The organism is Xanthomonas sp. 1678 (assembly GCF_031455575.1).
Classification (GTDB): Bacteria; Pseudomonadota; Gammaproteobacteria; order Xanthomonadales; family Xanthomonadaceae; genus Xanthomonas_A.
The window spans coordinates 383,177-397,203 of the sequence record NZ_JAVDSZ010000002.1 but is presented as its reverse complement, the minus strand read 5'-3'; the positions used below and the strand labels follow the sequence as shown (position 1 = coordinate 397,203).

Genomic DNA, 14,027 nt, shown 5'->3' with positions numbered 1-14,027 from the left:
GCCGCACCTACAGGCGTGCCGCGTTCGCGCGCTCGCGCACCTGCGCGAACGTCCAGTCGTGCAGCAGGCGGCCGTTCTCCCACACCGTGACCATCGCGTCGTCGTAGCCGGCGGGCCGCGCGACCGCGTCCAGCGACGCCGCGCTGGCCGGCACCGGTTCGGTGCGGTAGCCGCCGTACTCGCGATGGCGCAGCAGGCTCATGCGCCCGCGCTTGCTGAGCTTGCCCTTGTCGGTGACCGGATCCTTGTAGACGTCGATCCACTCGCCGTCCACGCGCGCGGCCGAGCACTTCAGCGCGAACTTCTGGGTGTCGCGGTCCAACCGCTGCAGCAGCGCGCCGCCCATGCCGAAGGCGACGTTGTCGGTGGCGTAGCCGGCGCTGGTGACGCGTTCCAGGATTGCGCGGATGCTGGTCGGGTTGACCCCGTCGCCCTGGATCACGCGCACATGGTTGAGCACCTTGTAGCCCTTGCCGTTGACGCTGTGGCCGAAGGCCTCGTCGAGCAGTTCCAGGCACTGGTGCACGACCGCGACCGGATCGCCGGAGTCGGGGCGGATCACCACAGTGGCGCCGGAGGCGATCACCTCCTCGCGCAGCGTGGTACCCCAATGCTCGCGGATCGCATGGAAGATGTCGTAGCTGTCGGACACCACCGCGACGATGCCGCCGGGCTTGCCGAACTGCCTGAGCATGTTGCGGTACGCATCCACCTCGCGCTCGCGGCCCCAGCTGGTGATGGTGCTGTGCTCGGCGGCGGGAATCGAGTAGCCGGCCATCGGCTCGTGGTAGTGCGCGCGCGCCAGCAGCAGCCCGGACACGGTGTCGGTGCCGAGGAAGTTGACCAGGTGCGATGCGCCGCCGATCGCCGCCGACTCCAGGCTGGACACGCCGCGCGCGCCGAAGTCGTGCAGCTTGAACGGCAGCTGCCCTTCCGGATCGTCGCTGGTGCGCTCCAGGAACTGGCGCAGGGTCTGCTTGGCGTGCCAGCTGACCGTGGCCACGGTGACCGGATACCAGATGCGCAGCAGCAGCGTTTCCAGATACGACGGCACCCAGTAGGCCTGCGCATCGGTGGACTCGATGGTCATCAGCGCGTTGTGGGTCGGCACCACGCTGCCCTCGGGCACGGCGCGGATGCGGATCGGCAACTGCCCGCCGAGGCGATCGACGATGTCGCGCCAGCCGGCCTCGTTGAACGGCTCGCCGTGCGCGGCGAACAGGTCGCGCGCCTCGTCGACGTCGGCATGGGTGATGGCGCGGCCCAGCGCCTCCTTGAGGATCGACTGCAGGCCGAAGAACACGGTGCGGTCGTAGACGCCGCCGCGCGATTCCACGTAGAAGAACGTGGCATCGGTGCCGGCCGGATATTGCAGCCAGTGGCTGGCCTTGTAGCTATCGGTGTTGAGCAGCAGGTTGTTCAGGCATTGCATGACGGGAAGCTCCTTCGCGTCGGGGAAAGCCAGCGGTCTGTCCGCCGGCCGGGGCAGGCCGCGGTCAACCGCGGCCCAGGAAGAATTCGAGCAGGTGCAGGTGGTCTTCGAACAGTTTCGGGCCCATGCCCAGCACTTCGCTGACCGGGATCCAGCGCGCCTTGTCGGCATCGTCGCCGCCGCGCACCTCGGGCAGTTCGCCGAAGGTGAACTCGAAGTGGAACGCATGGGTGATGGTGCGCCCGCGCAGGCTGCGCTCGGGATGGTCGAACACGTGGCGGTTCTTCAGCGAGCCCTTCAGCACCGGCACCGGGATCTTCAGCCGGGTTTCCTCGCGCAGCTCGCGCAGGCAGGCCTCGAAGATGCTCTCGTGCTGGCCGACGAAGCCGCCCGGCAACGCCCACAGACCCTTGCCCGGCGCGGCGCGGCGCCGCACCAGCAGCACGTGCCCGGAATGCACCACCACCGCGTCGGCGGTGACGAAGGTCGGCGGATACGGCGCCTCCTTCCAGGCCGCGCGGTACTGCTCGATGAACTGGTATTCGGCGAGCAGTTCCGCATACGACGGCGAGTTCTTGCGGAACGCCTCGAGCATGTCGAACACCGGCGCCGGCACGTTGCCGCGCAGCATCAGCAGCGCGCCGTGGAAATCGATGCTGCCGGCCTCGAACAGGTAACGGCGCAATTCGGTCGCCGACAGCGTCTCGGTATGCTGCACGTCGACCAGCGGCCACTGCGGGAATTCGCGCAGGTAATAGCTGCTGGCATCCTTGTCCATGCCGACCAGGCCGATGCGCGCCTCGGCGCCGCCGCCGTCGGCGCGCACCGCCTCGGCCACCGCCGACTGCACCGCGGCGATCCACTGGCTCTCGTTGTACAGGTGGTCGCGCAGCGGGCGCAGGATCAGGCGTTCGCCGGCGCCGTCGAGCGCGGCCTGGATCATCACGCTGCGTTCGGCCACGGTCCACGGATTGCGGATGGTGCGCGGGGTCTCGGCGGAGCCGATCAGGAAGATGAGTTTCTGCGAGCGCGCCAGTGCGTGGCGGGCAACGGCGGCGTGGCCGTTGTGGAAGGGCTCGAAGCGCCCGATGAACACAAGATAGTCGTACTCCATGAGCATCCCTCACGGTGATTGGGGTCGCCGCGGGTCTGTCCCTTGGCGTGGCGCAAATGCTACGCCGATGCGCGAAGGCGTCAAGTCTTGCGTGCGATCAGCGGTGCGCGGCGGGGCACTGTGCGTGCGATTCGTGCCGCATGCGTGGCGCAACCACTGCTGCGTTGTCGCCGAGTCACGGCACCGGCTGCGGACGGCGAAGGCAAGGGCAGCACCGTCGCGCAAGAAGTACGGCATTTTTCCCGGCGCCGCATTTGCCGCACGCGCAGGCAGCGTACGGCGCTGCGCTGCAGCGCGCGCAGCGCACACGATCGCGCTAGCCTTTTCGCACCCCGAACAGGAGCACGCGACCATGTCCCATCGCAGCCGTCTTGCCGGATTCATCATCGATTGCCAGGACACCGACGCCGAGGCCGGCGCACGCTTCTGGAGCGCGGCGCTCGGCTATCCGGCTGCGCCAAGCTACTCCGAACTCGGTGCCGAATACGCCGAACTGCAGGGCGCCCCGGCAGGACTGCACGTGGAAGTGCAGCGTGTCGACCATCCGTCGCGGGTACACCTGGACATCGAGAGCGACGACATCGACGCCGAGGTCGCGCGCCTGGAGCGCCTCGGCGCGCGCCGCATCGGCTTCGTCAAACGCTGGTGGGTGATGGAAGCGCCGACCGGACACCGTTTCTGCGTGGTCAAGATGGGCGATCCCGCCACCGGTGCGCAGCCCAACACCTGGGACTGACACGACCGGGAGTGCGCAGCGACACCGCGTTCCCGATCACGCATCGCCTGCGCCCGCAGCGGATCGCTGCAGATGTCGCACACGCCTGCGCCGGCACGCATGCCGTGCTGGTTCGCACGCTGTGCAAGCGCATCATCGCGTACCACCGGCATTGTGGCGTGGCGCGCCGGTTCCGTTGCAACAACGCAACATGTCTGGCGTAACGTGCAGATGCGAAACCTGCACGCCGGCGCTGGCCCATGCCGCGCCGTGCATGCCACCATTGCGCCCGCGCTTCCCGCTGTCATCCAAGAGATGTTTCCGATGCCGACTTCCTCGCCCTTTCCCCGCGCACGCGCCGTGGCGCTTGCGTTCGCCCTGTCGCTGTTCGCCCTCCTCGCCGCGCCGCTGGCGGGCGCCGCGCCCGCGCCGGCGCCGCTCAAGGTGATGAGCTTCAACGTGCGCGTGCCGGTCGACAAGGATGGCGACAAGCGCTGGGAGATCCGCCGCAGCGCGATGGCGGCGCTAATCCGCACGCAGCATCCGGACCTGTTCGGCACCCAGGAACTGGTCAAGCTGCAGGCCGACTACCTGGCCGCGCAGTTGCCCGACTACCGCTGGTTCGGCCGCAGCCGCGACGGCAGCGAGGACGGCGAGCGCATGGGCGTGTTCTACGACAGCCGCCGGCTGAAGCTGGTGGAATCGGGCGACTTCTGGCTGTCGGACACCCCGGCGGTGGTCGGCAGCATCAGTTGGGGCCACCCGCTGCCACGGATGGTCAACTGGGGGCTGTTCGAACGCATCGCCGACGGCCGCCGTTTCTATCTGTTCGACACCCACCTGCCGTATCGCGACGAGGACGAGGCGGCGCGCGCCAAGGGTGCCGCGCTGATCCTCGCGCGCCTGCAGGCCTTGCCGGCGGACGTGCCGGTGGTGCTCACCGGCGACTTCAACACCGCGCCGGACTCGCCCACCTATCGCACGCTGGTTCCCGCGCTGGCCGACGCGCGCGCGCAGGCGCCGCAGCCGCAAGGGCCGGAGGCGACCTTCCACGACTTCACCGGCCATCCCGACCGGCGCATCGACTGGATCCTGTCGCGCGGGCTGCGCGCCACCCGCTTCTCCACGCTGGACGCGCGGCCGCAGGGCCATTGGCCGTCGGACCACTTCCCGGTGATGGCCGAGTTCGCCTGGCCGCACTGAACCGCGCGATCGCACGGCGCGGCATCGGCCTATGCCGGCCGCCCCTCGTCCTCGGCGTGGGCGCACAGCCAATCCAGTAACTGACGCACCGCCTGCGCCGGCGCAGGCGCCGCCCGCCACACGATCGACAGCTGCCGCGCCGCCCACGCTTCGTGCAGCGGCACCGCGACCAGCTGCGCGCGCACGCTGACCCGGGCCAGCGCCGCCTGCGGCAGGATCGCCACGCCGGCGCCGCGCGCCAGCATCCGGCACAGCGGCTCGATGCCGTGCACGTGGGCGCGGATGCGCAACTGGCCGCCGGCACGCGCGGCCTGCGTGCGCAGGTGCCGCTGCAACGCACTGTCGTCGGCCAGGCCGAGGAACTCCGCCTGCCACAGCTGCGCCAGGCGCAGCTGCGGCGCTTGCGCCAATGGATGCGAGGCCGCCGCCACCAGCACCAGCCGGTCCTGCCGGAACGCCTGCGCGTGCAGGCCGGCCAGGTCGGCGTGGTCGGCGATCACCGCCAGGTCGGCGCGTTCCTCGCGCACCGCATCGGCGGCGGCGGTGCTGCCCAGCTCGCGCAAGGCCAAGTCGATGCGCGGATGCGCGACCAGGAACTCGGCCAGCAGTTCGGGCAGCCATTCGTACAGCGCCGCGGTATTGGCCAGCAGCCGCACCGTGGCCTGGTTGGCGCCGGCGTGTTCGCCCAGTTCGGCGCGCATCGCCTCGGCCTGGCGCAGTAGCTGCCGCGCATGCCGCAACAACGCCGCGCCGGCCGCGGTCAGGGTCACGCCGCGGCGGCCGCGCACGAACAGCGCCGTCCCCGCCTGCAGTTCCAGCGTGCGGATACGGGCGCTGGCCGCGGCCAGCGACAACGCGGCCCGTTCCGCGCCGGCGGTGATGCTGCCGGCCTCGGCCACCGCCGCGAACAGGCGCAAGTCGATGAAATCCAGATGCATCGCCACTCCAGCCTTCGTCGTTGCCGAAGTCTGCCTGAAGCGATCGCGCATTGTCCGGCGCCGCCGGACGCCCGATGCTGCAGGCATGCAATCGCTGATTCCACATCTGCTGCCGATCGCCGCGGTGTTCTGCCTGGCCGGCTTCGTCAAGGGCGTCGCCGGCACCGGCCTGCCGACGGTGGCGATGGGCCTGCTCGGACTGTGGCTGGCGCCGCCCGAGGCGGCCGCGCTGCTGGTGCTGCCGTCGCTGCTGACCAACCTGCAGCAGGCCTGGGGCGACGGTGCGGCGGTGCTGCTGCGCCGGTTGTGGCCGCTGCTGGCGACGATCGTGGTCGGCACCTGGCTCAGCGCCGGCATCCTGGTCGGTGCCGATCCGGCGCTGGCCCGCGGCGGGCTGGGCGCCCTGCTGGCGCTGTACGCCCTGCTCGGCCTGAGCCGCTGGCAGGGCCGGCTGCCGCCACGCCACGAACCCTGGGCCGGCCCGGCGGCCGGGCTGGCGACCGGGCTGCTGACCGGCGCCACCGGCGTGTTCGTGCTGCCGTCCCTGCCCTACCTGGTCGCGCTGGGCCTGCCGCGCGACACGCTGCTGCGCGCACTGGGCTACTGCTTCGGCACCGCCACCCTGGCGCTGGCCGCGGCGCTGGCCTGGCATGGCGCGTTCGCGCGCGCGGCGCTGGGGCCGTCGCTGCTGGCGCTGCTGCCGACCGTGGCGGGCATGTGGCTCGGCGCGCGGGTCCGCCAGCGCATCTCCGCCGAGGCGTTCCGTCGCGTGTTCTTCCTGACCTTGCTGGCGCTGGGCCTGCACCAGTTGTGGCAGGCGCTGGGCTAGGCACTTCGATCGAATCGATGTCCACCTGTCGAAGTGCCGGTGGCTTGGATCGCTGGTCGTGGCGGCGTTCTCGGGAAAGCTCGTCGCGACTGAAGTCGCTCCCACAAAAGGGCCGGTCGGCGCGACTGCGTCGCGGTGTTTCGGTTTCAGCCCATAGAGAGCGAATGCGGTGACGGATGTGGCGGCGCGGCGGGGCTCGGGTCGCGGCTGAAGCCGCTCCTACAGTGCACCCAGCGGGCGCGTCGCAGGTCCCTGCAGGAGCGGCTTCAGCCGCGACGAACGAAGCAGCGGACTTCCAAGCTCCGCTCGCTGTCGGGGCCGAAGTCCTCCTACAGCGCACTGCGCTTCCGTCGCGGGCCTTGAAGCCGTGCGCAGCGCGTCGCGCAGCGCAATCACGACGAACGCGGTGGCGCGCGCTCCAGCGGCGATGCGATCGGCGCCTGGAGCATTCGCCAGAGAGATCGGCGAATGCCGCGCTGGCCACCGCGGGATCGTTCGGCACTCAGGACGAACGCAGGCGGCTGCGCGCAGCCGCGCGAACGCACAACGAAAAAGTCGCCATCGCTAGGCGATGACGCGTCTGTTTCGCGCGGCGGTGGAGGCTGGGCTCAGTCGGCCCAGCGCCCCGGGCCGGTGGACTGCGGCAGCACCTGCACCGACAGCGGACGGTCCTTTTCCAGCAGGTTCAGCGCGTCGGCCAGGATCGCCGCCGACTCGCGCAGCAGCGGATCCGGGCGCTTGTCGACCAGCTTTTCGCGCGCGGCGTCCTTGACGATGTCGCGCTCGTTGCCGGTCAGGCCGTCGTCGCTGCTGTCGTCGGCGAGCGGGTCCAGCGGCAGGCCGAGCTGCTTGCGCATCTCCTGGCGCTGCTTGCGCTGCACGTCCTGCTTCTCGCGCTCGGCGCGGCGCTCGGCCTCGTTGAGCACCACGTACTTCTTCGCCGCTTCGGTGCGGAACTGCTGCACGTCCTCTTCCCACCACTGGAATTCCTTGTCGCTGGCGATGCGGCCGGCATGCAGCGTCTCCAGCCTCGGCAGCAGCGGCGCGAAATTGCCGTACTGGGTGTGCGGCACCGCGGCGATGCGGGTCCACGGCAGGGCGTTGTCGTAGGTGCTCTCGCCGAATTCGGTGGCGTCGACGCTGGCCGGGAACGCGATGTCCGGCACCACGCCTTTGTGCTGGGTGCTGCTGCCGCTGACCCGGAAGAACTGGGCGATGGTCAGCTTGACCTGGCCGAAGCGGTCGGTCTCGTTGGCCGGCCAGCGGTCCAGGTCGACGATGTTCTGCACCGTGCCCTTGCCGAAGCTGGTCTCGCCGATGATCAGGCCGCGGCCGTAGTCCTGGATGGCGCCGGCGAAGATCTCCGAGGCCGAGGCCGAGCCGCGGTTGATCAGCACCGCCAGCGGGCCGTCCCAGGCCACGCCCGGCTTGTCGTCGCTGTTGACGGTGACGCGGCCGCCGGATTCGCGCACCTGCACCACCGGGCCCTGCTCGATGAACAGCCCGGTGAGTTCGATCGCCTCGTCCAGCGAACCGCCGCCGTTGTTGCGCAGGTCCAGCACCACGCCATCGAGCTTGTCGGCCTTGAAGCCGGCCAGCAGCTTGGCCACGTCGCGGGTCGCCGAGGCGTAGTCGCTGGCGTTGCGGCGACGGCCCTCGAAGTCCTGGTAGAACGCCGGCAGCTTGATCACGCCGACGCGCCGCGCCGGTTCGCCGTCCTTGGCCGGCAGGCTGATGGTCTCGCCCTTGGCGGCCTGCTCGGCCAGGCGCACCTTCTGCCGGGTCAGCAGCAACTGGCGGTGCTTGCCGTCCACGCCGGTCTCGGCCGGGATGTATTCCAGCCGCACCTGGGTGTCCTTGTCGCCGCGGATCTTGGCCACGACGTCGTCGATGCGCCAGCCGATCACGTCCTCGACCTGGCCGGACTTGCCCTGGCCGACGCCGACGATGCGGTCGCCCGCCTTCAGCGTGCCGTCCACCGCGGCCGGGCCGCCGGGGATGACCTCGCGGATCACCACCATGTCGTCCTGCTTCTGCAGCTGCGCGCCGATGCCTTCCAGCGACAGCGACATCTGCTGGTTGAAGTTCTCGGCGGTGCGCGGGGTGAAGTAGTCGGTGTGCGGGTCGACGGTGTTGGTGTAGGCGTTCATGAAGAACTGGAACACGTCCTCGCTCTTCAGCTCCTTTACCGAATCGGCGAGGTTGGCGTAGCGCTTGTCCAGGGTCTTGCGGATGTCCTCGGGCTTCTTGCCGGCGAGCTTGAGCCGCAGCCAGTCGTTCATCACCGACTTGCGCCACAGCGCGTCCAGTTCCTGGTTGTCCTTGGGCCACGGCACGTCCTTGCGGTCGTACTCGAACTTCTCGCTGCCGTTGAAATCGAAGTCCTGCTTGAGCAGCTTGCGCGCGTAGCCGATGCGCTCGTCCACGCGCTGCCGGTACACGGCGAACACCTGGAACGCCGGCTCCAGCTGGCCGGAGGCGATATTGGCGCCGAGGTTGGCCTGGAACGGGGCGAACTTGTCGACGTCGGCCTGGGTGAAGAACTGCTTGCTGCCGTCCAGCGTCTCCAGGTACTTCTTGAAGACTTCCTTGGAGGTCGCCTCGTCGAGCGCGCGCGGCCGGTAGGCGTAGCGGCTGTCCGAAAGCAGCCCGTAGACCAGCTTGGCGGTGGTGGACTGGTCGGCGGTCGAGGCCGCGGGCAGCGCCGGCGCGTCGGTGCGGGCGAACAGCGCCAGCGGCGCGGTCAGCGCGAACGCCAGCAGGAAGACGGAAGCTTTGAATTTCATCTACGTACTCTCGGCACCAGGCCGTCAGGGGGGCTGCAGATCGCGTGAGACAACACGACAGTGCCGCAAGTTGCAGGCCGTGTCACCTTTCCTGAACCAGACTAGCGGCGGCCCGGTAGCGAAGTGTGAATGGCGCCGGTGCAGAGGCCGCGGGCCTGCGCAAAGGCCGGCGCAGCGGGCATGCGGCCAGCGCCAGGCCAAGCGCCGGACGCGGCGATCGAATGCGGAATCGGTGCCGCCGCGCCGCTCAGGCGGCGACGCCGGCGCCGGCGGCCTGGCGGTCGGCGTGGTAGGACGAGCGCACCATCGGCCCGGAGGCGACGTGGCTGAAGCCCAGCGCGTTGCCGTACTCCTCCAGCGCCTTGTACTCCTCCGGCGTCCAGTAGCGCATCACCGGGTGGTGGTGCGCGGTGGGCTGCAGGTACTGGCCGATGGTGATCATGTCCACGTCGTGCGCGCGCAGGTCGCGCAGCGTGGCCTGCACCTGCTCCATGGTCTCGCCCAGGCCGAGCATGATCCCGGACTTGGTGGCGATGGCCGGGTGCTGCGCCTTGAACTTCTGCAGCAGGGTCAGCGACCACTGGTAGTCGGCGCCGGGGCGCACGTTCGGGTACAGGTCCGGCACGGTCTCGATGTTGTGGTTGAACACGTCCGGCGGATTGGTCGCCAGGATCTCCAGCGCGCGGTCCATGCGGCCCTTGCCACGGAAGTCCGGGGTCAGGATCTCGATGCGGGTGGCCGGGGCCTTGGCGCGGATCGCGCCGATGCAGTCGGCGAAGTGCTGGGCGCCGCCGTCGCGCAGGTCGTCGCGGTCGACGCTGGTCACCACCACGTAGCGCAGGCCCATGTCGGCCACAGTCTGCGCCAGGCTGGCCGGCTCGCCGGCGTCCGGCGGCTTGGGCCGGCCGTGGGCGACGTCGCAGAACGAGCAGCGGCGGGTGCAGACCTCGCCGAGGATCATGAAGGTGGCGGTGCCGTGGCTGAAGCACTCGTGGATGTTCGGGCAGCTGGCTTCCTCGCAGACCGTGACCAGGCGATTCTCGCGCAGCTTGGCCTTGAGGTTCTGCACCGCGTTGCCGGACGGGATCCGCACCCGGATCCACGACGGCTTGCGCAGCACCGGCGCGTCGGCGAACTGCACCGGCGAGCGGTTGATCTTGTCTCCGCCCAGTTGCTTGACGCCGGCCTGCAACGGCGCTGGCGCGCTGTCGCCGGAAAGGACCTGCAAGGGGATGGTGCGTGCGCTGGGCTGGGTCATGGCGTCGTCGGCGGGCAGGCGGTCAGGCCGCGTGCGTGAGCGTGAGGTCGGGCAAGGCGTCGAGCGGCTGCAGGGTCAGCCCGAACTGGCGCGCCAGTTGGGCCAGCAGCACCGGTTTGACGGCCTGCATGCCGGAGGGACCGCCCAAGTCTAGCACCGAGGTCACCTGCAGGCCCTGGTAGCCGCAGGGGTTGATCCGGTGGAACGGCTCCAGGTCCATCGCCACGTTGAACGACAGGCCGTGGAACGTGCAGCCGCGGCGCACGCGGATGCCGAGCGCGGCGACCTTGGCCGCGCCGACGTAGACCCCGGGCGCGCCGTCGCGGCGCTGGCCGAGGATGTTCCATTCGTCCAGCGTGTCGATGATCGCCTGCTCGATGCGGCACACGTAGTCGCGCACGCCGATCTTCAGCCGGCGCAGGTCCAGCAGCGGGTACACCACCAGCTGGCCGGGGCCGTGGTAGGTGACCTGGCCGCCGCGGTCCACGTGCAGCACCGGGATCTCGCCGGGCGCCAGCACGTGCTCGGGCTTGCCGGCCTGGCCGAGGGTGAACACCGGTTCGTGCTCGACCACCCACAGCTCGTCGGCGCTGGCCTCCTCGCGCGCATCGGTGAAGCGCTGCATCGCGCGCCACACCGGCGCATAGGGCTGGCGGCCGAGATCGCGGACCAGGCACGGCGGCAACGCCGGGGCCGGCTGCGGCGCCACTGCCGCGGCGCCGGCTACAGCGTCCACTTCACTTCCGGATGCTCGCGCAGCGCCAGGTGCGCGGCGTCGTACTGGGCGCGGTCGGCGGCGCGGAAGGCGATCCGCACCGACACGTACTTGCCGTTGGACGAATGCTTCCAGCTGATGCGCTCTTCCAGCACGTCCACGCCGGCCTTGGCCAGCAGACGAGGCAGTTCGGTCTCCAGCCCGGTGTTGGCGTTGCCCATCGCGCTGAGCTCGAAGACGCCGGGGAACTGAAAGCCGTGTTCGGGGTTGTCGGAGGTGATGTCCATGGCTGCATTATCGGGCCGGCGCCGGGCAAACCCAAGGCCGCGCGCCCGCTGCGCACGGGCATGCAGCGGCGGTCCCGCAGCGCCAGCATGCGGGCCGGGTTGGCAAGCGACGCCGGTGGGACGAAGCGATACGGCCACATGGCTTTCGCCCGGCCCGGACCGCGCCCTATGCTGCCGTTCAGCCTCTTCCGCGGACCGGCTTTCACGGCATCCGCGCAGCCGGCCCGCTAGCGTCGCGCCACACCCTCCCCCCCTTCCTCCGTACAGGGAACGTGCCATGCCGTCATCGCGCCTGCCTCTCGCTGCTGCTGTCGTTCTCGCCATCGCCTCGTTGCCTGCCGCTGCCGCCGATCGCTGCACCGGCAGCGCGTTGCAGGACACGCCGCCGACGGTGAACTTCCGGATCGACAACGACCTGTTCGGCGGCGCCGACCAGGACCAGGGCTATACCAACGGTTTCGGCGTGACCCTGGTCTCGCCGAACCTGGTCGACTTCACCGACGACCCCTGCCTGCCGCGGCTGGCGCGGGCGGTCAACCGCTACCTGGAGCGCCTGCACCCGGGTGAGTTCGAGCAGCAGAACATGGTCTTCAGTTTCGGCCAGGCCATCTTCACCCCGACCGACAAGACCCGCCGCGACCTGATCAGGGACGACCGCCCCTACGCCGCCGTGCTGGCGGTGAACTTCGGCTACAACGCGCGCAACCAGGACCGCCTGCGCACGACCCAGCTGACCCTGGGCATGGTCGGCCCGTCGGCGCAGGGCAAGCAGGTGCAGGATGCGGTGCACGACGCGCTCGGCGACGAGAAGTTCCTCGGCTGGGACAACCAGTTGCACGACGAACCGGTGTTCCGCCTGCTGCACGAACGCATGCGCCGCTGGCCTGGCGACGCGGCGGCCAACGCCGATGGCTGGGGCTGGGATGCGATCAGCCACTGGGGCGGCGCGCTCGGCACCCTGGAGACCCACGCCAACGCCGGCGCCGAAGTGCGCTTCGGCTGGAAGCTGCCGGACGACTTCGGCAGCTCGCCGCTGCGCCCGGCCGGCGAGAACACCGCCCCGCCCCGCTACGGCATGGGCCGCGGCTGGTCGGCGCACCTGTTCCTGACCAGCGACGCGCGCTGGGTGGTGCGCGACATCACCCTGGACGGCAACACCTTCCGCGACAGCCACAGCGTCAACAAACGCCCCTTCGTCGGCGAGGCGGGTTTCGGCCTGGCGGTGATGCGCGGCAACTGGAAGTTCGCCCTGGCGCGCTACTGGAGCACCCGCGAATTCGACCTGCAGAAACAGACGCCGGTGTTCGGCAGCTTCACGATCAGCCGGCGGCTTTGAAGGGCCGGGATTGGGGATTCGGGATTGGGGATTGAAAACCGCTCTCTGCTTCAACGAATCCCCAATCCCCCAATCCCGAATCCCCAAAGAAAAAGCCGGCGCAAGCCGGCTTTTTCTTCAACTCACTCCGCTTCCCACCACATCCAGAAGCTGTCCCACAGGCGTTTGAAGAAGCCCGCCTCCTCGACCGCCTTCAGCGCCACCAGCGGCGCCTGCGCGACCACCTTGCCGTCCAGCGAGACCTTCACCGTGCCGATCGCCTGGCCCTGCTTGATCGGCGCTTCCAGGGTCTTGGGCACATCGATCGACGGCTTCAGTTCGTTGTAGCGGCCGCGCGGCACGCCGACCAGCAGCGGCTGCGCCACGCCCAGCAGCACTTCCTTCTCGCTGCCCTTCCACACGCGCTGCTGCGCGACCTGCTTGCCCGGCTCGTACAGGCGGTGGGTCTCGAAGAAACGGAAGCCCCAGTTCAACAGCGCCAGGCTGTCCTCGGCGCGCTGCTTTTCGGAGCTGTCGCCCATCACCACCGCGATCAGGCGCTGGTCGCCGCGCTGCGCCGAGCTGAGCAGGCAGTAGCCGGCCTCGGAGGTGTGCCCGGTCTTGATGCCGTCCACGCTGGGGTCGCGCCACAGCAGCAGGTTGCGGTTCTGCTGGGTGATGTCGCCGACCTTGAACTCCTTGACCTTGTTGTAGGCGTAGGTCTCCGGATAGTCGCGCACCATCGCCCGGCCCAGCAGTGCCAGGTCGTAGGCGGTGGTGTGGTGGCCTTCGGCGGACAGGCCATGGGCGTTGACGAAGTGCGAGCCGGTCATGCCGAGCTTGGCCGCGTAGTTGTTCATCAGCGCGGCGAAGGCTTCCTCGCTGCCGGCGGTGTGTTCGGCCAGCGCGATCGCCGCGTCGTTGCCGGACTGGATCGCCATGCCCTTTTCCATGTCCTCCAGACGCGCGGTCTGGTTGACCGGGAAGCCGCTGTAGCTGCCGTCGGTGCCGGCGCCGCCCTCGCGCCAGGCGCGCTCGCTGAGCATGACCTGGTCGTCGCGCTTGATCTTGCCCAGCTTCAGTTCAGCGGCGACCACATAGGACGTCATCACCTTGGTGATGCTGGCCGGAGCCACCTGCACATGTTCGTTCTCGCCGGCCAGCACCTGGCCGGTGGCATAGTCCATCAGCACCCAGGACTTGGACACGGCCGGCTTGGGCGCCGGCGGGATCGCCACCGCGGCGGGCGCGGCGGCAGCGGCGGCAGGCTGTGCCGGCACCGGGCCGGGGGTCTGCGCGGAAACCAGGCCGACGGCGAAGGTGGCCACGGCGGCGACGGCGAAGCGGAATTTCATCTAAAACGACTCCTGGCGGGCCCGAGGGCCGATGGTAAACGAGGCATTGTAGGGCCACCCGGCGCCCGGCCAGGCGCTGC

At 69.8% G+C, this 14,027-nt stretch carries 12 protein-coding genes; 4 read left to right on the top strand and 8 right to left on the bottom strand.

Annotated elements, in window-relative coordinates; all coding sequences use genetic code 11:
• Positions 1-7: 7 nt before the first annotated feature.
• Complete coding sequence (locus tag J2Y70_RS04825; protein ID WP_309913982.1) at positions 8-1,432, bottom strand: nicotinate phosphoribosyltransferase; 1,425 nt, start codon at positions 1,430-1,432, stop codon at positions 8-10.
• Positions 1,433-1,496: 64 nt separating this feature from the next.
• Complete coding sequence (locus J2Y70_RS04820) at positions 1,497-2,552, bottom strand: bifunctional nicotinamide-nucleotide adenylyltransferase/Nudix hydroxylase (protein WP_263395755.1); 1,056 nt, start codon at positions 2,550-2,552, stop codon at positions 1,497-1,499.
• Positions 2,553-2,898: 346 nt separating this feature from the next.
• On the opposite strand from J2Y70_RS04820, the gene J2Y70_RS04815 reads away from it, so the two are divergent.
• Both J2Y70_RS04815 and J2Y70_RS04810 read left to right on the top strand, forming a co-directional pair.
• Entirely contained in the window at positions 2,899-3,282 is a 384-nt protein-coding gene (locus J2Y70_RS04815) for a VOC family protein (RefSeq protein WP_309913976.1), read from the top strand.
• A 303-nt stretch (positions 3,283-3,585) separates the two neighbouring features.
• Positions 3,586-4,464 carry an endonuclease/exonuclease/phosphatase family protein gene (locus J2Y70_RS04810; RefSeq protein ID WP_309913972.1) on the top strand — a complete coding sequence of 293 codons (879 nt, stop codon included), beginning with the start codon at positions 3,586-3,588 and terminating at the stop codon, positions 4,462-4,464.
• Positions 4,465-4,493: 29 nt separating this feature from the next.
• Here the strand turns inward: J2Y70_RS04810 and J2Y70_RS04805 are convergent, their stop codons facing one another.
• Positions 4,494-5,402 (bottom strand): LysR substrate-binding domain-containing protein, encoded by a 909-nt coding sequence (locus tag J2Y70_RS04805; protein ID WP_309913970.1) that lies wholly within the window; start codon positions 5,400-5,402, stop codon positions 4,494-4,496.
• Positions 5,403-5,487: 85 nt separating this feature from the next.
• On the opposite strand from J2Y70_RS04805, the gene J2Y70_RS04800 reads away from it, so the two are divergent.
• Positions 5,488-6,231, top strand: coding sequence for a sulfite exporter TauE/SafE family protein (locus tag J2Y70_RS04800; protein ID WP_309913966.1), 744 nt, complete (start codon positions 5,488-5,490; stop codon positions 6,229-6,231).
• A 608-nt stretch (positions 6,232-6,839) separates the two neighbouring features.
• On the opposite strand, the gene J2Y70_RS04795 is transcribed toward J2Y70_RS04800, so the two are convergent.
• The 4 genes from J2Y70_RS04795 to J2Y70_RS04780 all read right to left on the bottom strand — a co-directional run bounded on the left by J2Y70_RS04795 (position 6,840) and on the right by J2Y70_RS04780 (position 11,277).
• On the bottom strand, positions 6,840-9,017 hold the full coding sequence (locus J2Y70_RS04795; protein ID WP_309913963.1) for a carboxy terminal-processing peptidase: 2,178 nt from the start codon (positions 9,015-9,017) through the stop codon (positions 6,840-6,842).
• A gap of 247 nt (positions 9,018-9,264) precedes the next feature.
• On the bottom strand, positions 9,265-10,275 hold the full coding sequence (lipA, locus tag J2Y70_RS04790; RefSeq protein WP_309913960.1) for a lipoyl synthase: 1,011 nt from the start codon (positions 10,273-10,275) through the stop codon (positions 9,265-9,267).
• Positions 10,276-10,297: 22 nt separating this feature from the next.
• Positions 10,298-10,984 (bottom strand): lipoyl(octanoyl) transferase LipB, encoded by a 687-nt coding sequence (gene lipB, locus J2Y70_RS04785; protein WP_286038054.1) that lies wholly within the window; start codon positions 10,982-10,984, stop codon positions 10,298-10,300.
• A 14-nt stretch (positions 10,985-10,998) separates the two neighbouring features.
• Entirely contained in the window at positions 10,999-11,277 is a 279-nt protein-coding gene (locus J2Y70_RS04780) for a DUF493 family protein (protein ID WP_263395762.1), read from the bottom strand.
• 277 nt (positions 11,278-11,554) lie between these two features.
• Between J2Y70_RS04780 and J2Y70_RS04775 the strand changes: the two genes are divergently transcribed.
• Positions 11,555-12,613 (top strand): lipid A deacylase LpxR family protein, encoded by a 1,059-nt coding sequence (locus J2Y70_RS04775; protein ID WP_309913955.1) that lies wholly within the window; start codon positions 11,555-11,557, stop codon positions 12,611-12,613.
• Positions 12,614-12,735: 122 nt separating this feature from the next.
• Here the strand turns inward: J2Y70_RS04775 and J2Y70_RS04770 are convergent, their stop codons facing one another.
• Positions 12,736-13,947, bottom strand: a complete 1,212-nt coding sequence (locus J2Y70_RS04770) for a D-alanyl-D-alanine carboxypeptidase family protein (RefSeq protein ID WP_309913952.1) — start codon at positions 13,945-13,947, stop codon at positions 12,736-12,738.
• Between the last annotated feature and the right edge of the window lie 80 nt (positions 13,948-14,027).